The organism is Marinobacterium stanieri (assembly GCF_900155945.1).
In the GTDB taxonomy this organism is placed as follows: Bacteria; Pseudomonadota; Gammaproteobacteria; order Pseudomonadales; family Balneatricaceae; genus Marinobacterium; species Marinobacterium stanieri.
In genome coordinates this window covers 117,377-135,541 of sequence record NZ_FTMN01000002.1, presented here as the reverse complement: position 1 = coordinate 135,541, position 18,165 = coordinate 117,377, and the positions used below count along the sequence as shown (strand labels likewise).

The window sequence follows — 18,165 nt, the reverse complement described above, 5'->3', positions numbered from 1 at the left end:
CCTGACATGAGCACTGAAACTCAGAAAGAAACCCTCGGTTTTCAGACAGAAGTAAAACAGCTTCTGAATCTGATGATTCATTCCCTGTATTCCAATAAAGAGATCTTTCTGCGTGAGCTGATCTCAAACGCCTCTGACGCATCCGAAAAGCTGCGCTTCGAAGCGCTCAATAATGATGCGCTCTATGAAGGTGAGCCGGAGCTGGCAGTCCGCATCGAATATGACAAGGATGCCAAAACCGTCACCATCGAAGACCGCGGCATCGGTATGAGCCGTGATGATGTGATTGAGCACCTGGGTACAATTGCCAAGTCCGGCACGGCCAGCTTCCTGTCCAACCTGACTGGTGATGAAGCCAAGGACAGCCAGCTGATCGGTCAGTTCGGTGTCGGCTTCTACTCTGCCTTCATCGTGGCCGAGCGTGTGGATGTGTATACCCGTCGTGCCGGTGCTGATGTGTCTGAGGGTGTACATTGGTCTTCTACGGGTGAGGGTGACTTCACCATCGCCAACTTTGACAAGCCCAAGCGCGGTACACGTATCGTGCTGAAGCTGAAAGAGGGTGAAGAAGAGTTTGCCGACGGCTTCCGTCTGCGTAGCCTTGTACGCAAATACTCCGACCATATCTCCATTCCGGTACAGATGCTTAAAGAGGAGCTGCCGGGTGAAGATGAAGCTGAAGATGCTGAAGCCAAGGCGCCGGAAATGGAGAGTGTCAACTCTGCCACTGCGCTGTGGACGCGTCCCAAGTCTGATCTCAATGATGAAGAGTATCAGGAGTTCTACAAGCATATTTCGCACGACTTCGCCGATGCACTGACCTGGTCCCACAACAAGGTAGAAGGCAATCTAGAATACACCAGCCTGTTGTACGTGCCGGAAAACGCACCCTTCGACCTGTGGAACCGTGAAGCACCGCGTGGGCTCAAGCTCTATGTGCAGCGCGTATTCATTATGGATCAGGCGGACCAGTTCCTGCCGCTTTACCTGCGTTTCATCAAGGGTGTGGTGGACAGCAATAACCTGTCACTGAACGTATCCCGTGAAATCCTGCAGAAAGACCCCAATGTCGACAAGCTGCGTTCAGCGCTGACCAAGCGTGTGCTGGATATGCTGAGCAAGCTGGCCAAGAACGACGCGGAAAAATACGCCACCTTCTGGAAGACCTTTGGTTCCGTGATCAAGGAAGGCCCGGCTGAGGACATGGGTAACCGTGACAAGATCCTCAAGCTGCTGCGTTTTGCTTCCACGCATACCGGCACCTCCGAGCAGTCCGTTTCGCTGGAAGACTATGTCAGCCGCATGCAGGAAGGTCAGAAGAAGATCTACTACGTGGTTGCTGACAACTTCAATACTGCGAAGAACAGTCCGCATCTGGAAGTGTTCCGCAAGAAGGGTATTGAAGTGCTGCTGCTGTCCGAGCGCATTGACGAATGGATGATGAGCCAGCTGTTCGACTTCGACGGTCACAACTTCCAGGATGTCACCAAGGGTGAACTGGATCTGGGCGAGACTGAGTCCGAAGAAGAGAAGCAGAAGCTGGAAGAAGTTGCCAAGGAGCACGAAGGGCTGGTTGAGCGCTTGAACAAGGTGCTTGACGACCGTGTTGATTCCATCCGTATCACGCACCGTTTGACCGATTCGCCGGCCTGCCTGGTGATTGGTGATTACGATATGGGTCTGCAGATGCGTCGCATCATGGAAGCGGCAGGTCAGGCTGTGCCCGAGAGCAAGCCGATCTTCGAGATCAATCCGGAGCATCCGTTGATCAACAAGCTGGACCATGAACCGGATGAAGACCGCTTTGGCGAGCTGGCCCTGGTGCTGTTTGATCAGGCCGGTTTGGCCGCGGGCGCTACGCTGGACGATCCTGCCAGCTATGTCACACGCCTCAACAAGCTGCTGCTGGAGTTGAGCAGCTAAGCCGGGCATAACACCGTGTGAATATAAGGGTGGCTCTTTGAGTCACCCTTTTTTGTGGGCTGCTCAGGGTCAAGGATTTTTCACAATAGTCGCGCTATGCTGACATGAAACCAACAAGGGAGAGAACACCAACATGAAAGCTTTGACTGCAGCGCTGCTGGGGATGGGGTTGGCTACCGTTGCCATGCAAAGCCAGGCGATGAGCGCGGATGAAATAGTTACCAAGCACTGCACCGCTTGTCATGAAGCCGGTTTGGGTGGTGCGCCCAAGCTGACCGACAAGGCGGCCTGGGCGCCGCGAATTGCCAAGGGCGTTGATGCCATGACGCAAACAGTACTCAAGGGTAAGGGTGCCATGCCGCCCAAAGGCACCTGTGGCAGCTGCTCCGAAGCTGACCTCAAGGGTGCGGTTGAAGCCATGACCGGCCCGTTGCATTAAGCGGCAGGCTGAAGCGGCAAGCGAGTAAGACTGAGAAAGCTTAGCTATTCGCTTGCTGCATCAGCTGCATGGACTCTCGAGTCCATTGCAGGCTTTCCATATAGGTAGTGTGCAGGCGTGACATCATCGCGCGGTCGTCACTGGCCAGTGTGCCTCGCACAAAGGCTTCTACCCTGTGCACCAGCTCGCCTACAGCCCCCTCACCATCCATCACCGCAGCACGTATATGGTCACCGACCTGTATCTGTGCCAGCGCGTCTTCTGTGCTCATGTCGAGCAGCCCATCCAGGTGCAGCAAGAGTCCGCACATGAAGGCTTCGCCTGGAGAATCCAGTTGTTCTGCCTGGGCGGTCAATTCTGACATGCGGGCCAGTAGTAAAAGCTGGCGTATAAGTTCAGACGGTTTGCCAGGATTATCCGCCATTGCAATTAGGGTAAGCCACTTCTTCAGCTCATGGAGTCCAAGGTACACCAGTGTGTCCTGAATGCTGCTGACCTGCCTCTTAAGGCCAAAAGCAGATGAGTTAACCAGTCGCAGAAGTTTATAGGTAAGGCCGGGATCTCGTCCTATAAGTGCTTCTATTTCGCTAAATTCAACTTGTGGCTGGTTCAGAATGCCCATCAATTGCAATAGGATAAGCTTGCTACTGCCCACGTGGCTGCCTTTGAGCAGCTGGGGCTTGCTGAAGAAATAGCCTTGAAACAGATCAAAGCCCAGATCCCGGCACTGGGCATATTCCTCGTGAGTCTCAACCTTCTCTGCCAGCAGACGAACGTTATAAGGCTTCAGGCGTTCGACCTGCTCTGCAAGCTGATTTGCAGGCAGGGCTCGCAGATCAATCTTGACTATGCGAGCAATTTCCAGCAAGGGAATAGCATCATCACTGTAGATGAAGTCATCTAGCGCAATAGTGTAGCCGGCTTCGGCCAGTTTTCTCACCGTAGCTACCAGTTTGGAAGTTGGTAGGCAGTCTTCCAGAATTTCGACCACAATCTCCTTTGGCGGAACGTTGGGAAGGCTATCCTGCTCAAGCATCTGCTGGGTAAAGTTAACAAATGCGGGTAGTACCCGCAGGTTGCCGGCTTCGGTGACGCTCGTATATGAATGCAGGATGACGCGGCTGCTGGCCTGGTCACCTGTGATCAGTGGTAAAGGGTTGGTCCCTTCGTTATTCCTGTACAGCAATTCATACGCCACTACTTTGAGTTGCTGGTTAAAAATTGGCTGCCTTGCCATCAATATCTGCGCGGGCATGCTTTGCTCCAGATAGGGAGTAGTTCCGGTAGGTGGCTCTTTTTGCCAACATAAAGGCTATTATGAATGATGCTAAGCTTAATAGTACAAATTTTGTAGGATCGAAGGTATCTTTTTAGAAAGCCTTAATAGGAATCAATAAGAGAGGGCGTCAGTATGGGGCAAGAGCCAAGTAATCTGCGGTATGCGGCACTTCTGCAGGCCTGTCAGGATACCATCATGATTCTGGATGGCGAGGCCGTCGTCACGATTCATGCGGGCAGCAGCCGTTGGGCAGGACAGGAGCTGGAAGGGAGGCGCCTGTCCGAGATATTGCCGGTTGATCTGGCCGAGCAGTTCTTATCGCAGCTTCGCCAGTTGACTCAGGGCGGTAAGGTTGCTGCCTTTCAGTTCCAGTTGCGCCCGGAGCATTGTCCTGAGCTGCGTCCGCTGGGACTCACTGAACCGCATTGGTACAGTGCACGAGTGACGCTGACCCAGGAAGGCGAAACGCTGGTGCTGATGCAGGACATTACCGAGCGCAAGCGCCTGTCGCGAAAATTGAGCACCCAGGCACAGCGTGATCCTCTCACTGGTGCCTATAACCGTCGTGCTCTGATGCCTGTATTGGATATGTCCGTGGCCCAGGCGCTACGGTATGACGGCTCTTCCAGCGTGATCCTGCTGGAGGTTGACCAGCTTAAAGCGATTAATGAGCAGCATGGCTGGGATGCCGGTGATCAGGTGCTGCAGCACAGTGTGGCCACCTTGCATCGCCTCAAGCGTACCTCGGATTTTCTGGTGCGTTACAGTGATAGCCAGTTGGCGATGGTGCTGGGCGAGACCAACCATGAGCAGGCGCTGCTGGCAGCTGAGCGTATCCGTGATGCGATTGCAGAGCTGGAGTTGCCCTTTGCCACCGGTGATATTCGCTGGACGGTGAGTATCGGCGTTGGCTCAGCGCTTAATCCGGAAGATGATGGCACTCAGGTACTGAAGCGGGCTTACGAGAATATGCTCGTGGCCATTCACAGTGGTCGGAACCGGGTAGAAGGAGAGGCGCTTTAAGCGCCTCTTTGTTTGTCCTGCGGCTTCAGAGCTTGGGGTGTTGCTGCAGGTAGTTGATCAGTGTCTGCATTTCATCATCGGTGCCGATGGTGATGCGCAGGTGGTTCTCGATGCGGGGCTTGGTGAAGTGTCGCACCAGAATCTTGTTTTCGCGCAGGTAAGCCATCAGTTCAGCACCGCTGACGTTCGGATGGCTGGCGAACACAAAGTTTGTGTGTGAAGGCAGTACTTCAAAACCCAACGTTTGCAGTTGTTGGTTGGTCCATTCCCGGGTAGCAATTACCTGATCCAGGCGGCTGCGGAAATAGTTTTCATCTTCCAGCGATGCAACAGCGACGGCCTGTGCCAGCATATCCAGCGGGTAGGAATTGAAGCTGTTCTTGACGCGTTCCAGTGCTTCAATCAGATCGGCATGACCAAAGGCGCAGCCGATGCGCAACCCGGCCAGGGAGCGTGACTTGGAAAAAGTCTGGGTTACCAGCAGGTTCGGATACTGGTCAATCAATGCAGTCGCACTTTCAGCACCAAAATCCACATAAGCCTCATCCACCACAACCACCGAATCGGTATTGCTTTCCAGCAGGGCGCGAATCTCACTCAGCGGTACGCTGATGCCGGTGGGCGCATTGGGATTGGCAAAGATAATACCGCCATTGGGTTGCTGATACTGGCTCAGATCGATGCGGAAATCGTCGGTGAGTTCGATGTGCCGGGCTTCAATGCCGTACAGATCGATATAGACGTTGTAGAAGCTGTAGGTCGTTTCCGGCAGCAGCAGCGGTTTGTCCTGACGCAGCAGGGCCATGAACGTCAGTGCCAGTACTTCATCCGAGCCGTTGCCAATGAAAACCTGATTGGTGTTCAGTCCATGTGTATGCGCCAGTGACTGCTTCAGCAGGGCGGATTCCGGGTCCGGGTAGAGGCGCAGTCGCGAGGTGTCGAACTGGTCCAGAACATCCCGTACGGCGGGTGCAGGCGGGTAGGGGTTTTCGTTGGTATTCAGCTTGATCAGTCCCTCAACCTGGGGTTGTTCACCCGGCGTGTAGGGTACGAGGGACTGGATGGAAGGGCTCCAGAATCTGCTCATGAAAAGTCGCCTGTTGATCGAACAAAAGGCACATATTAGCAGACTGCCCGGTAGCACAGAAGCTGGGGCTTCTGTGCATTAATTCTTGTGGTGGTCGCCAGTATCGCGCAGATATTCGGGCGGGCGCGTCTCGGTGGTGCGGTCCAGGGCGCCGATATCCAGCATTGGGGCTGCATCCAGGTGATGCGCACCCAGGATATGGGAGACATGCTCCAGTGCCGCGACAATCATGGACTGTTCCCAGTCCGGCATGTCTTCAAACTGGCGAATAAAGGTGTCCTGCAGGGTCGCCGGGGCTGACTTCAACAGCTCCAGACCTTCTTCTGTAGGGCAGGCCAGCACCTTGCGCTTGTCTGTGTTGCTGCGCTCACGGCGTACCAGTTTCTTGCGCTCCAGGCGATCAAGAATGCTGGTGACGGTTGCCTGGGCCAGGTTCATTTCCTTGGCCAGCATACCGATCGTCAGGGGACCATTAATCCTGAGCGTTTGCATGGTCATTAACTGCGGCATGGTCAGACCGGTCATGCGGCTCAGGTGTTTATCGTGCAGATCTGTGGCACGAATGATCTGGCGCAGCAGCACCAGTGCGTCCTGACTTTTTTCCATAGCGCTATATGTGTTTCCCGGGGCAGGTTGGATATCTGCGCGCTTTTTAGCCTGATTTCCGACGTAATGCAAAATTTCCGTGTCACCTCTTGTTAATTAATTTGCAACGCGAAGCAATGAAACTGTGCTTGTGTATCGCCCGATTGCTGGGGGCTCTGGCGCAAAATGCGCTCGTTACGGGTACTTATCTCTTAAGTAATGCGATTGCTTCCCTGCTTGAAATGTCATTATGAATATGTTTTATACTAAAAACCATAGCAAAGCGAAATATATCTAACACTATGGAATCTGACATTATTAATTTGCGTAAACCCAAGGCCACTGATGGCTTTGCCCTTCATAAATTGGTGGAGCGTTGCGCTCCTCTCGATCCCAACTCCGTTTATTGCAACCTGCTGCACTGCAGTCACTTCGCTGACACAGCCGTAGCGGCGGAAGATGAAAGCGGTGAACTGGTTGGGTTTATCTCCGGCTACTGCCCGCCGGCGCGTCCCGACACCCTGTTTGTTTGGCAGGTTGCGGTTGATGCCCGCTGTCGTGGCAAGAAGCTGGGACAGAAGATGCTGCTGGAATTGGCCGAGCGTCTGGCACCTCAGGGTGTTCAGTACATCGAGACCACGATCACACCCGGCAACATCGCATCCGAGAAGCTGTTTGCAGGCGTGTTTGCTGCCTTGTCAGCCCCTGTAGAGCGCTCGGTTTTGTTTTCAAAAGAAGAACACTTTGCTGGCCTGCATGACGATGAAGTGCTTTATCGCGCGGGTCCTTTCAAGCTCAGTACACAGAATTCGTAATCCAGGAGAGATCGATGAATATTTTCCAGACAACTGAATCAGAAGTTCGTACATATAGCCGCTCTTTTCCGGTGACTTTCACCAAGGCGAAAGGTGCAGTACTGACGACCGATGAAGGCAAGGAGTATGTCGACTTCCTGGCCGGCGCCGGTACGCTTAACTACGGTCACAACAACGATGTTCTCAAGCAGGCACTGATTGAATACATCAGCAACGATGGTCTGACACACGGCCTGGATATGCAGTCTGAAGCCAAGGCCAACTTCCTTGAGACTTTCCGTGACGTGATTCTGAAGCCGCGCGGCATGGGTGATTTTAAAGTCATGTTCACCGGCCCGACCGGTACCAACTGTGTCGAAGCGGCACTGAAGCTGGCGCGTAAGGTCAAGGGTCGCAGCAACATCATCTCTTTCACCAACGGTTTCCACGGTGTCAGCGGTGCTGCTCTGGCGGCTACAGGTAACCAGCACCACCGTGGTGGTATGGGTACTTCCCTGAATGATGTAACCCGTATGCCGTTTGATGGCTACCTGGGTGAAGGTGTTGATACCACTGAATACCTGGACAAGGTTCTGAGCGACCCGAGCAGCGGTGTTGATCACCCGGCAGCGGTTATCGTTGAGACCATTCAGGGTGAGGGCGGCCTGAACGCAGCCTCTTTCGAATGGCTGCGCAACCTGGAAAAAGTATGCCGTCGTCATGACATGCTGCTGATTGTCGATGACATTCAGTCCGGTTGTGGTCGTTCAGGCCGTTTCTTCAGCTTTGAAGAAGTTGGTATCAAGCCGGACATCGTGACTTTGTCCAAATCCCTGAGCGGTTACGGTCTGCCGTTTGCAGTGACCATCTTCCGCTCCGAGCTGGACCAGTGGAGCCCGGGCGAGCATAACGGTACCTTCCGTGGTAACAACCACGCGTTCATTACCGCTGCGGCTGCTTTCAAACACTTCTGGTCTGATGATACTTTCGAGAAGGAAGTGCGTCGCAAGGCTGAAAAACTGCGCGCTGGTCTGCAGGCGATTATCAAGTCGCACGGTGCCAGCACCCTCAAGCTGAAGGGTCGCGGTCTGATGAGCGGTATCGAGTGCCCGGATGGTGATCTGGCAGGTGCCGTGATCAAGGATGCCTTTAGTCAGGGTCTGGTAATCGAAACCAGTGGTGCGCACGATCAGGTCGTCAAGTGTCTGGTGCCTCTGGTACTGACCGATGAGCAGATCGAGTTTGGTCTGAAGGTGCTGGATAAGGCTTTTGCCAACGCACTGGAACAGCGTGAGCGCAAGGCATCCTGATCGGGTGCCCTTGTTCGCTACAACACAACACCGATTTAACCAAGAGAAGTTGTCATGATCGTAAGAACTCTGGAAGAGTGTGAAAATTCAGAACGTCGTATTGTCTCCAAGACCTGGGAAAGCACGCGCATGCTGCTCAAGGATGACAATATGGGATACTCCTTCCATATCACGACCATTTATGCCGGTACTGAAACGCATATCTGGTACCAGAACCATCTCGAGTCTGTTTACTGCATCAGCGGTGAAGGTGAAATCGAGACGCTGGCCGACGGCAAGATCTACCCGATCAAGCCCGGCACGCTGTATAATCTGAACGAACATGATGAACATCTGCTGCGTGCCGATAAAGAACTGAAGCTGGCGTGTGTTTTCAACCCGCCGCTGAATGGCAAGGAAGTACACGACGAAAATGGCGTGTACCCGCTTGAGGCCGACACTGTCGAAGCCTGATCCTGCCATTTGCAGTCTTTCAACATGCCGGCTCAATGCCGGCATGTTTTTAACTTATTCGGGCCTTTGCCCCAATTTGGCACCACATAAGAGAGAAGCCAACAGGATAAAACATGCATACTGTAGAGAAGATCGGCGGCACATCAATGAGTCGTTTCAGCGAGCTGATGGACACTATTCTCATTGGCGACCGCAAGGGAGATGACCTGTATAACCGCATCTTCGTTGTATCCGCCTACGGCGGTATCACCAATCTGCTTCTGGAACACAAGAAAACCGGCGAGCCCGGTGTCTATGCCCGTTTTGCCAATGCTGAAAACGAAAGTGCCTGGAGTGAGGCGCTGACGGAAGTACGCATCAAAATGCTGGATATCAACCGTGAGCTGTTTGGTGATACTACTGAGCGTGAAGAAGCCGATGCCTTCATTAACAAGCGCATTGCGGATGTTGAAGCGATCATGTCCAACCTCCAGGCGCTGTGCAGCTATGGTCACTTCCAGCTGGACGACCACCTGATGAAGGTTCGTGAAATGCTGGCCGGTATCGGTGAAGCGCACAGTGCCAACAACAGCGTAATTGCACTGCGCAAGCAGGGTGTCAACGCGCGCCTGCTGGACCTGTCCGGTTGGGATCAGGAAGAGCCGCTGCCGTTTGAAGAGATGATCGAGAGCAGCTTTGCTGATGTAGATGTCAGCAAGGAAATGCCCATCGTGACGGGCTATACCCACTGTAAGGAAGGTTTGATGAAAACCTTCGACCGTGGTTACAGCGAAATGACCTTCAGCAAGATCGCCACCAAAACCGGCGCCAATGAAGCGATCATCCACAAGGAATTCCACCTCAGTACGGCTGATCCGGGCATTGTCGGTCTGGAGAACGTGGTCACCATCGGTCGTACCAACTATGACGTGGCTGACCAGCTGTCCAACCTGGGTATGGAAGCGATCCACCCCAAAGCGGCCAAGGGCCTGCGTCAGCAGGAAATCGAACTGCGTATCAAGAACGCGTTCGAGCCGGATCATGCCGGTACAGTGATCAGCACTGATTACTGCAGTGAGAAGCCCTGTGTCGAAATCATTGCCGGTCGTCCGAATCTGTTCGCACTGGAAATCTTCGACCAGGAGATGCTGGGTGAAGCGCGTTACGATATCGAGCTGCCGCGTCTGCTGAACGAGCTGCGTCTGTACGTGGTCAACCGTGACTCCGATGCCAACAGCATCACCTACTTTGTTGCCGGTACCCGCAAGATGGTGACCCGCGCTGTTCGCCTGATCGGTCAGAAGTTCGAGAGTGCCGAGGTTGAGCTGCACAAGGTGGCGATCGTGTCTGCCATTGGTTCCAACCTGAAGGTGCCGGGCATTCTGGCACGCACCGTCTCTTCTCTGGCCGATGCCGGTATCAGCGTTCAGGCGCTGCACCAGTCTATGCGACAGGTAGAGATGCAGTGTATAGTCAACCAGGACGACTATGAATCAGCGGTCAGAGCCTTGCACCACGCTTTGATCGAGCAGGAAGACCATGGAGATGTGATATGCGCTGCCTGACACGGGTAGTGATACTGATGCTGCTGGTGTTGCCGGCAGCCCTGAATGCTCAGGAGGCCCCCGATTCGGGGGCCGAATCCGTTATGGACTCTGGAAATCAGCCGTCTGCGCTGGTGACTGAGCAAGACGTGCGTGATCACGTCGAAACATTGAAAGAACCCCTCTATAACCCGTTTATCGAGCGCTATCTGGTCGATGAGGTGAAAGCTCTGCGCACGGATATGGAGCGCCAGCGGGTTGAGATGATTCAGCAGATTACCGACCGAGAGTTGAAGGTGGCGAATAGCTCCATCTCCTACGCGACGGATACGGTAACCTATTTCTTCTACCTGATTGCCGCCGCATCCTCGATCCTCTTGATCGTGGGCTGGAGCTCTATTCGTGAGATCCGTGATCGGGTACAGACCATCGCCGATGAAAAGGTTGGACGTCTGGTTGAGGAATACGAAGAGCGACTGGAGCGCGTGGAGAAAGAGCTGCTGCGCAAGTCTCGTATCATCCAGGAAAACCAGCATGAGCTGGAAGTGACCAATGCCGTTCAGTCACTCTGGGTGAAAGCGACTCAGGAAACCTCCTGGGAGCAGAAGATACGCTTGTATGACCGCATTCTGGAGCTGCGCCCGGATAATGCCGAGGCACTGACCTACAAGGCCGATGCCGCGCTGGAGCTGAACCAGCACCAGTGGGCAATTTCGCTGTGTAACCAGGCGCTCACGCTTGATCCGGACAGTGGCCATGCCTACTTCCAGCTGGCCTGTGCCTACGCTGACCTGGGTGCCAGCCGCATAGCGCTGGATTACCTCAAGAAGGCCGTTACCATCTCTGATGAGTATCGTGAACAGGCGCGTCAGGAGCAGCGCTTGCTGTCGCTGTCTCAGGAGCCTGACTTCATGTCTGTGCTGACACAGCAGGACGCAGAAGAGGCCGGCAAAGAGGCTTGAGCCTCTGCCGGCTGGATGAAGGATTAAAGGTCTCGCAAGTGCTCCAGGTCGTCATATACATTGGCGATCTGGCGCATCAGGCGACGGTCCTCCATTAGATCTTCTATCTGGCGCCGACGCTTGCTGTTGTATTTGACCCTGCTGCGATTCAGATCGTCTTCATCATTCATCTGATCAGTCCAATCATCCAGCTCGTCATCATTGACTTGATCGACACGGATTTTGGTGCCCATCGCTTCTATCTCTCACACAGGTTACTGAAAACGATCCGGTCGGACCGCTCCGTTTTGCCAGTCAAGAATTGACCGGTTTCAGGCGGAATATAGTTCAGTATCTTAACAGGCACAAAATTGAAATTTGCTATCAGAACGATAGATTTGGCGGGGAGAAGCTAATCAATGCCCCGGGCCCGCAGGCCGGGGCATTGCGAAGGATCAGCGCTCGAACACGTAGGTGCCGGGCGCGGGCCCGATGGGCGGGTAATCCGCTTTGGTATTGCCCATGGGTGGCGGGTCGACAGGTTCGCCTGAATGGGTATTGAGCCAGTCATTCCAGGGCTCCCACCAGGAGCCTTCCCGGGCTTCATGGCGCAGTGCCCAGTCGTCAGCGGGGATATGCTTGTCTTCGGCCGTTTGCACGCCCAGCTGGTAGTGGCGGCGAGGATGTCCAGGCTCACTGACGATGCCGGCGTTATGGCCGCCACTGGTAAGCACAAACGTCACTTCCGTATTCATCAGATCGTGCACCTTGTACACAGAGTGCCAGGGCGCTACATGGTCTTTCTGGGTTGCCACGCAGAACACGGGTACACGGATGTCGCGCAACGAAATGGGGCGATCGCCCACATTGAAGCGGCCGCTGGCCAGATCGTTGTTCAGGAACAGGCGACGCAGGTATTCCGAATGCATGCGATAGGGCATGCGGGTGGAATCGGCGTTCCAGGCCATCAGGTCGTTCATGCGAGGCGTTTCGCCCATCAGGTACTCGTTGATGATACGGGACCAGATCAGGTCGTAGGAGCGCAGCAGGGTAAAGGCGCCGGCCATCTGCTGGGTGTCCAGATAGCCCTTGTCCCACATCATGTCTTCCATGTAGCTGAGCTGGCTTTCATCGATGAACAGCATCAGCTCGCCGGCTTCTGTAAAGTCGGTTTGTGCGGTGAACAGTGTAAGGGATTGCAGGCGGTCATCGTTATCGCGTGCCATGGCGGCTGCGGCAATGCTGGCGAGGGTGCCGCCGAGGCAGTAACCCACCAGATGAACCTTTTGCTTGGGTACAATGTGGTTGATTGCCTGCAGGGCATCCATGACACCGCGGCGCAGGTAATCACTCATGCCCATGTCACGATCCTGAGGTCCGGGGTTGTGCCAGGAGATCATGAATACCGTGTGTCCCTTGTCGACCAGGTACCGCACCATGGAGTTATGCTCGGACAGGTCGAGGATGTAGTACTTCATGATCCATGCAGGTGTAATCAGGATCGGCTCGGCAGCGACCTTATCGGTCCTCGGTGAGTACTGAAGCAGCTCAATCAGACGGTTGCGGTACACCACCTTGCCGGGTGTGCAGGCCAGGTTCTCGCCAGGGGTGAACTCACTGGTTTGCGTATCCGCATCGCCAAGCAGGTTGTGCTGAACATCCTCCAGCAGGTTCTGCATGCCTTTCATCAGGCTCTGGCCGCCGGTATTGATGGCCTTCTCGACCACCAGCGGGTTGGTGGACGGGTAGTTGGTGGGCGAGAACACATCCAGCCATTGACGTGCCGCAAAAGAGACCACATTTTCATGGTGGTCGGCCACACCTGGAATGCCGGTAGTGGCATAGTGCCACCATTGTTCCTGCAGCAGGAAACTCTGTGACATCACATTGTAGGGGAAACGCTGCCAGGCAGGGTCGCTGAAGCGGCGGTCGCCGGGTAGTGATGTGATAAACGGCTTGAGTTCGGGGTCAAACGCGGCGCGCATTGACCAGAGGCCGAAAGCGCTATACTTGCGCAGGAAGTTCTCGCGCATTTCACTGAGTTTGCCGGGGGAGTGGGCGGTATGAATCAGCCAATCCATAAACGCCAGAGTCAGTGAAGCAGGGGACATGCCCTGGGTGTAGCGTCCTTCGACGGCGTGCATGACACGGTCGATACTGTTTTTGATATCGGGAAGCGGCATTCGGGTCATGGTTCACTCCTTCGCGAAGTTTAGTGTGGCGTCCACAAGTGCAACGGCACTTCCGTGCGCAGTTGGCTAAGCCCAAAGTCCAATTGCCAGAGGGCCCGGATTTCGCTTTTGCTGCAGGTGCGAAATCGATAGAATAGGCGTTATACCATTACACCCTGATGAACAGTGCCGAGCAGGCAAGGGGCTCACCGAGTGTCAACGAAATACCTGAAACGCTTCTTCAAACCCAAATCGATTGCGGTATTCTGCGCCTCAGAGCGTGAGGATAGCATGGGCGGCATAGTCCTGCGTAACCTGCTGGAAAGTGGTTATGCCGGGAAGCTGATGGCGGTCAATTCTCAGGGAATGGATGAAGTTGAAGGCGTGGCCTGTGTTCGCTCGGTGGGTGAACTGCCGGAAATGCCGGACCTGGCCATTATCTGCTCGCCGCCGGAAAGCGTTGCCGGCATTATTCGCAAGCTGGGCGCCAATATGGTCAAGGCAGCCATGATTCTGACCGGTGGCTTGAGCCCTGACAGCCGCACCGGTTCACTGCGCGAAGCGGTGAAGGAGGCGGCACGTCCATACGGTATCCGTATATTGGGTCCTGAATGTATGGGGCTTCTGGTGCCGGGTTCGAAAATGAACGCCAGCTACTCCCACGTCAATATCAGCAAGGGCAAGGTGGCTTACGTCGGTCAGTCAGGCCTGCTGGGAACAGCGATGATCGACTGGGCCAGCGGTCAGGAGATCGGCTTCTCCCATTTCCTGACGCTGGGTGATGGTGTGGACGTGGACTTGCCGGCCATTATCGATTACCTCGCTACGGACCCGGGCACACATGCGATTCTGCTGCAGATGGACCGTGTCATCGGTTCTGCGCGTAATTTTGTCTCTGCCATTCGGTCGGCCTCTCGTAATAAGCTGGTGCTGGTACTGAAATCCAACATCATCAGTGATGACCGCCTGTCCGTTGAGTTGGCGCCGGGCGTCAGTGATGAGGACCAGGTCTATGATGCTGCCCTGCGTCGCGCGGGTGCTGTGCGGGTAGAAACTTCGGACCAGCTGTTTAATGCACTGGAAACCCTGTCACGCATGAAGCCCATGCGTGGCGAACGTCTGGCGATTGTCTGTAACGGCATGGGGCCCAATGCGTTGGCGCATGACCGTCTGCTGCGCAAGCAGGGCAAGGTGTCTGATCTGACCGATCCCACCCGTGAGGCGCTGGCGCCGCTGTTACCGAAAACCTGGAACGGCCGTAACCCGGTTGATTTGGGTGTTGAGGCGACTCCGGAGCGCTTTGCCGAAGTGATCCGCCTGCTCAGCAAGGACCCGAACGTGGATGCCATTTTGAGCATCCATGCGCCTACACGTATGGCAGCCAGTGTCGACACGGCCGACGAGGTGATCAAGGTCGCCCGTAAAACACCGCGAAACGTGCTGACCTGCTGGATGGGACGCTTTTCGGCCATCGAGGCCCGCAACCACTGCAACTCGGCGGGTATTCCCACGTTCATGACGCCGGAAGAGTCGGTAGACGCTTTCATGCAGATGGTAGAGTACCACCGCAACCAGGCGGCCATGCGTCAGACGCCGGCTCCCTTCCATTTGCACAACCTGCCCAATCGCAAACGGGCACGCCAGATGTTGCAGGATGCTCGTGCGGAACGGGATTACCTGCTGCACTCCGAAGCCTGTGACCTGCTGGATCTGTATGAGATACCGACCCCCAACACCGGCTATGCCGATGATATTAACGGTGTAGTTGATCTTGCCCGTCGCATGGGCGGTTCTGTCGCGGTGAAGGCGCTGCATAAGGACAACGTGTATCCCTTCTGTTACGACAGTACTTCGCATCAGCGTTGGCGCGACCTGGCGCTGGACCTGTTCTCCATCAATGAGGTCCGTCACGCCACCACCAAGCTGGGATACCGTATCGGCGAGCGTTATCAGCCGGACGAGTGTTTCGGTTTTGTCGTGCAGCAGATGAAACGTGGTTTCCAGTCCATGCAGATGAATGTGGGCATCACCCGTGACCCGGTGTTCGGCCCGCTGATCCTTTTTGGCGTGGGAGGGTACACCATCGATGTTCTGGCTGATCGTAATATCATGCTGCCGCCCCTGAACTTTGCTCTGGCACGCCAGCTGGTCAAGCGTTCACGTATCTATAACATCATCGCCGAAAACAGCTATCAGCTGGAACGGGATATCGATCATATCTGCGAGTTGCTGATTCGATTGTCGGAAATGGTGGTCGACCTGCCTGAGCTCAAGTGTCTTGAGATCAACCCCCTGCTGCTGAACAAGCGAGGGCTATTGGCGGTGGATTGTGCCGTGTCGCTGGCAGAAGATGCACGTCTGTCCATCTCGCCTTATCCGGAATACCTGACCGAACAGGTAGTGCTCAAGCGTTCGGGTCGTCAGGCGGTGCTACGTGCTATTCGCGGTGAAGATGAGCCGGCACATCTGGAGTTTTTCAACTCGCTGAGCCCCGAGTCCATTCGTCTGCGCTACTTCTACAGCCGTGGTGTGCCCACCCATGCCGAGCTGGCCAACTGGACGCAGATCGATTACGACCGCGAAATGGCCTTCATTGTGTCAGCACCGAAACTCAGTGGTGCAGGATTTGAGACGCTTGGGGTAGTGCGTGCCGTGACCGATGCTGATAATGTACGCAGCGAGTTTTCTATCGTGGTTCGGGATGATATGCAGGGAGAAGGCCTGGGTGTCATGCTGATGCAGAAAACAATCGACTACTGTCGTGCCCGTGGTACCCTGCAGTTGGATGGATCTACCATGCCAACCAACAAGGGAATGCAGGGCTTGGCTCGCAAACTCGGCTTCAAGGTCAGCTACAACATGGAAGAAGATGTTGTGGATATGAAAATGAAGCTGAACGAGCCCACGGAAGACTGGCAAATCTATCGCCTGCAACACTAAGTAATTTCTTGCCGTAAGGGGCGCCGCCGTTCAGGTGGCGCCATGCATGATGACAACTGATACTTCTACGTCCGCACTGAAGCTCTCGCTTCCGGTGCTGTTTGGCTATATCCCCCTGGGAGCAGCTTTTGGTGTGATGTTCTCGGATCTGGGATATCACTGGATCTACGCCACCCTGATGGGGCTGGTTATCTATGCCGGCGCCGGACAATTCCTGGCCGTGGGGCTGCTGGCCAACCATGCCGGTTTGCTCGAGGTGTTTGTCGCAACACTGCTCCTGAATGCCCGACACATGGTGTACGGCCTGTCCCTCCTGAGCACACTCAAATTGCAGGGGCCGCGGCGCTGGTACCTGATTTTTGCTCTGACGGATGAGACCTACTCACTGCTGACCATGTTGCAGGTCAAGTGTGAGGAGCTGCGCTCACGGCTGCAATTCCAGGTTGCTGCCCTGAACCATGCCTACTGGGTTATCGGCTGTACGCTGGGTGCCTGGCTGGGTGGTCATATCGATTATTCAACGGCGGGAATCGAATTTACCTTGCCGGCACTGTTTCTGGTACTGACGCTGGAGCAGTATCGTGCCGTGCGCCGTCCTCAGGTATTTGCACTGGCGGTGGCGATTGGTGTGCTGGCGCTGGTGATCAGTCCCGATAATATGCTGATGCTGTCCATTGCGCTGGCAGTATCGTTGCTGATTATGGCAAGGGGAGGTGTCGAGTGGAATCGTCTGCGTATCTTCTGACGTTCATCGTTGTGGCGACCCTTGCCACATTCCTGACTCGGTTGCTGCCCTTTGTGCTGCTCTACCGTTGGGCGGAGCATCCTCTGCTCAAGCATCTGGGGCGGTACCTGCCTCCGGTTCTGATGGTGTTGCTGCTCATGTATGCGTTGAAGGATGCACTGGTGACCGGCGAGCGTTTGCTGCCATCACTGGTTGCGCTGGCCGTGGTGGCTGTACTGCACCTGATGTGGCGCAATCCCCTGGTGAGTATTCTATCGGGAACGGGACTGTACATGTTTCTGACGCAAACCGGCTTGTTGCTCTGACGTCAGTGTAAGGTCATCTGAAGCAGGCCGTGGGGGCATGCGGGTGTGCTCAGTGACCGTCCGGACAAAAGAGCTCGTGCAGCGTGCGGATGATGGTGATGGCAGTATCACCATTGAGCGAGTAGTAAATGGTTTGGGATTCGCGGCGTGTACGCACCAGACCATCGCGACGCAGCACTGCCAGGTGCTGTGACAGGGCTGACTGGCTCAAGTCGAGACAGCGGTTCAGCTCGGATACGGACAGCTCCTTGCCATCGAGATAGCACAGGATCAGCAGTCGGCTGTCATTGCCCAATACCCGCATCAACTTGGCAGCAGCGGCTGCGTTTTCTTTCATCAGCTCCAGGCTGTCCTGCGGCAGTGCCTGTGCATTGGTGGGGCGGGTCGCGATGTCAGTCAATTGCTGTACTCCAAGCTCTTATTATATGGGGAGATTTTATCCCAATCCCGGCTTTGATCCTATTTTACTAATATACGAAGGCGTCATATAAATATAACCCGTATATAGTAAGGGCTTTTACAATACCCACGTCAACTTTAGTTGTATTAGCGACTAAAGTTGATTGTCGACAACTCGACTTATTTCGGTGTCCGCTTTACCTTTCGTGCCCAGCTGAGATGGTAGGGGAATTTACCTATTACTGGCT

17 protein-coding genes are annotated in these 18,165 nt (G+C 54.8%); 11 read left to right on the top strand and 6 right to left on the bottom strand.

Annotation, left to right across the window (positions count from 1 at the left end; genetic code table 11):
* The first annotated feature begins 6 nt into the window (after window positions 1–6).
* Window positions 7–1,923: a molecular chaperone HtpG gene (gene htpG, locus BW956_RS05465; RefSeq protein WP_010324276.1), complete on the top strand. Its 1,917-nt coding sequence runs from the start codon at window positions 7–9 to the stop codon at window positions 1,921–1,923.
* A gap of 133 nt (window positions 1,924–2,056) precedes the next feature.
* Entirely contained in the window at window positions 2,057–2,362 is a 306-nt protein-coding gene (locus BW956_RS05460) for a c-type cytochrome (protein WP_076461490.1), read from the top strand.
* 40 nt (window positions 2,363–2,402) lie between these two features.
* Here BW956_RS05460 and BW956_RS05455 read toward each other — a convergent pair whose 3' ends face one another.
* Window positions 2,403–3,617: an EAL and HDOD domain-containing protein gene (locus tag BW956_RS05455; RefSeq protein WP_083702948.1), complete on the bottom strand. Its 1,215-nt coding sequence runs from the start codon at window positions 3,615–3,617 to the stop codon at window positions 2,403–2,405.
* 156 nt (window positions 3,618–3,773) lie between these two features.
* Between BW956_RS05455 and BW956_RS05450 the strand changes: the two genes are divergently transcribed.
* Window positions 3,774–4,664 carry a GGDEF domain-containing protein gene (locus tag BW956_RS05450; protein ID WP_076461486.1) on the top strand — a complete coding sequence of 297 codons (891 nt, stop codon included), beginning with the start codon at window positions 3,774–3,776 and terminating at the stop codon, window positions 4,662–4,664.
* Between the two features lie 25 nt (window positions 4,665–4,689).
* On the opposite strand, the gene hisC is transcribed toward BW956_RS05450, so the two are convergent.
* Window positions 4,690–5,751 carry a histidinol-phosphate transaminase gene (hisC, locus tag BW956_RS05445; protein ID WP_076461484.1) on the bottom strand — a complete coding sequence of 354 codons (1,062 nt, stop codon included), beginning with the start codon at window positions 5,749–5,751 and terminating at the stop codon, window positions 4,690–4,692.
* A gap of 78 nt (window positions 5,752–5,829) precedes the next feature.
* Window positions 5,830–6,357 (bottom strand): MarR family winged helix-turn-helix transcriptional regulator, encoded by a 528-nt coding sequence (locus BW956_RS05440; protein WP_010324281.1) that lies wholly within the window; start codon window positions 6,355–6,357, stop codon window positions 5,830–5,832.
* A gap of 281 nt (window positions 6,358–6,638) precedes the next feature.
* Between BW956_RS05440 and ectA the strand changes: the two genes are divergently transcribed.
* The 5 genes from ectA to BW956_RS05415 all read left to right on the top strand — a co-directional run bounded on the left by ectA (window position 6,639) and on the right by BW956_RS05415 (window position 11,378).
* Window positions 6,639–7,151, top strand: coding sequence for a diaminobutyrate acetyltransferase (gene ectA / locus BW956_RS05435; protein WP_076461482.1), 513 nt, complete (start codon window positions 6,639–6,641; stop codon window positions 7,149–7,151).
* 14 nt (window positions 7,152–7,165) lie between these two features.
* Complete coding sequence (gene ectB / locus BW956_RS05430) at window positions 7,166–8,440, top strand: diaminobutyrate--2-oxoglutarate transaminase (RefSeq protein WP_076461481.1); 1,275 nt, start codon at window positions 7,166–7,168, stop codon at window positions 8,438–8,440.
* Window positions 8,441–8,494: 54 nt separating this feature from the next.
* Entirely contained in the window at window positions 8,495–8,893 is a 399-nt protein-coding gene (locus tag BW956_RS05425) for an ectoine synthase (RefSeq protein ID WP_010324284.1), read from the top strand.
* Window positions 8,894–9,006: 113 nt separating this feature from the next.
* A complete protein-coding gene (locus BW956_RS05420; RefSeq protein ID WP_076461479.1) occupies window positions 9,007–10,437 on the top strand; it encodes an aspartate kinase in 1,431 nt (476 codons plus the stop codon).
* The gene (locus BW956_RS05415) at window positions 10,425–11,378 is read left to right on the top strand and encodes a TPR end-of-group domain-containing protein (RefSeq protein ID WP_076461477.1); all 954 of its coding nucleotides are present in this window, start codon (window positions 10,425–10,427) and stop codon (window positions 11,376–11,378) included. Before BW956_RS05420 ends, BW956_RS05415 begins: the two co-directional genes overlap by 13 nt.
* A 23-nt stretch (window positions 11,379–11,401) precedes the next feature.
* On the opposite strand, the gene BW956_RS05410 is transcribed toward BW956_RS05415, so the two are convergent.
* The gene (locus BW956_RS05410; protein WP_010324287.1) at window positions 11,402–11,611 is read right to left on the bottom strand and encodes a PA3496 family putative envelope integrity protein; all 210 of its coding nucleotides are present in this window, start codon (window positions 11,609–11,611) and stop codon (window positions 11,402–11,404) included.
* A gap of 201 nt (window positions 11,612–11,812) precedes the next feature.
* Window positions 11,813–13,549: a PHA/PHB synthase family protein gene (locus tag BW956_RS05405; RefSeq protein ID WP_076461475.1), complete on the bottom strand. Its 1,737-nt coding sequence runs from the start codon at window positions 13,547–13,549 to the stop codon at window positions 11,813–11,815.
* Between the two features lie 192 nt (window positions 13,550–13,741).
* Here BW956_RS05405 and BW956_RS05400 point away from each other — a divergent pair, with 192 nt between their 5' ends.
* From BW956_RS05400 to BW956_RS05390, 3 genes are read left to right on the top strand one after another with little or no spacing between them, the layout of a single operon-like run.
* Window positions 13,742–16,468 carry a bifunctional acetate--CoA ligase family protein/GNAT family N-acetyltransferase gene (locus BW956_RS05400; RefSeq protein ID WP_076461473.1) on the top strand — a complete coding sequence of 909 codons (2,727 nt, stop codon included), beginning with the start codon at window positions 13,742–13,744 and terminating at the stop codon, window positions 16,466–16,468.
* A gap of 46 nt (window positions 16,469–16,514) precedes the next feature.
* A complete protein-coding gene (locus tag BW956_RS05395) occupies window positions 16,515–17,213 on the top strand; it encodes an AzlC family ABC transporter permease (protein WP_076461471.1) in 699 nt (232 codons plus the stop codon).
* Window positions 17,189–17,518, top strand: a complete 330-nt coding sequence (locus BW956_RS05390) for an AzlD domain-containing protein (protein ID WP_076461469.1) — start codon at window positions 17,189–17,191, stop codon at window positions 17,516–17,518. The genes BW956_RS05395 and BW956_RS05390 overlap by 25 nt, the downstream gene beginning before the upstream one ends.
* A gap of 49 nt (window positions 17,519–17,567) precedes the next feature.
* Here the strand turns inward: BW956_RS05390 and BW956_RS05385 are convergent, their stop codons facing one another.
* Window positions 17,568–17,855 (bottom strand): ArsR/SmtB family transcription factor, encoded by a 288-nt coding sequence (locus BW956_RS05385; RefSeq protein ID WP_040886334.1) that lies wholly within the window; start codon window positions 17,853–17,855, stop codon window positions 17,568–17,570.
* Between the last annotated feature and the right edge of the window lie 310 nt (window positions 17,856–18,165).

Coding starts and splice junctions, on each gene's coding strand:
- htpG (WP_010324276.1), top strand. CDS start 7: ATGAGCACTGAAACTCAGAAAGAAACCCTCGGTTTTCAGACAGAAGTA.
- BW956_RS05460 (WP_076461490.1), top strand. CDS start 2,057: ATGAAAGCTTTGACTGCAGCGCTGCTGGGGATGGGGTTGGCTACCGTT.
- BW956_RS05455 (WP_083702948.1), bottom strand. CDS start 3,617: ATGCCCGCGCAGATATTGATGGCAAGGCAGCCAATTTTTAACCAGCAA.
- BW956_RS05450 (WP_076461486.1), top strand. CDS start 3,774: ATGGGGCAAGAGCCAAGTAATCTGCGGTATGCGGCACTTCTGCAGGCC.
- hisC (WP_076461484.1), bottom strand. CDS start 5,751: ATGAGCAGATTCTGGAGCCCTTCCATCCAGTCCCTCGTACCCTACACG.
- BW956_RS05440 (WP_010324281.1), bottom strand. CDS start 6,357: ATGGAAAAAAGTCAGGACGCACTGGTGCTGCTGCGCCAGATCATTCGT.
- ectA (WP_076461482.1), top strand. CDS start 6,639: ATGGAATCTGACATTATTAATTTGCGTAAACCCAAGGCCACTGATGGC.
- ectB (WP_076461481.1), top strand. CDS start 7,166: ATGAATATTTTCCAGACAACTGAATCAGAAGTTCGTACATATAGCCGC.
- BW956_RS05425 (WP_010324284.1), top strand. CDS start 8,495: ATGATCGTAAGAACTCTGGAAGAGTGTGAAAATTCAGAACGTCGTATT.
- BW956_RS05420 (WP_076461479.1), top strand. CDS start 9,007: ATGCATACTGTAGAGAAGATCGGCGGCACATCAATGAGTCGTTTCAGC.
- BW956_RS05415 (WP_076461477.1), top strand. CDS start 10,425: ATGCGCTGCCTGACACGGGTAGTGATACTGATGCTGCTGGTGTTGCCG.
- BW956_RS05410 (WP_010324287.1), bottom strand. CDS start 11,611: ATGGGCACCAAAATCCGTGTCGATCAAGTCAATGATGACGAGCTGGAT.
- BW956_RS05405 (WP_076461475.1), bottom strand. CDS start 13,549: ATGACCCGAATGCCGCTTCCCGATATCAAAAACAGTATCGACCGTGTC.
- BW956_RS05395 (WP_076461471.1), top strand. CDS start 16,515: ATGATGACAACTGATACTTCTACGTCCGCACTGAAGCTCTCGCTTCCG.
- BW956_RS05385 (WP_040886334.1), bottom strand. CDS start 17,855: ATGAAAGAAAACGCAGCCGCTGCTGCCAAGTTGATGCGGGTATTGGGC.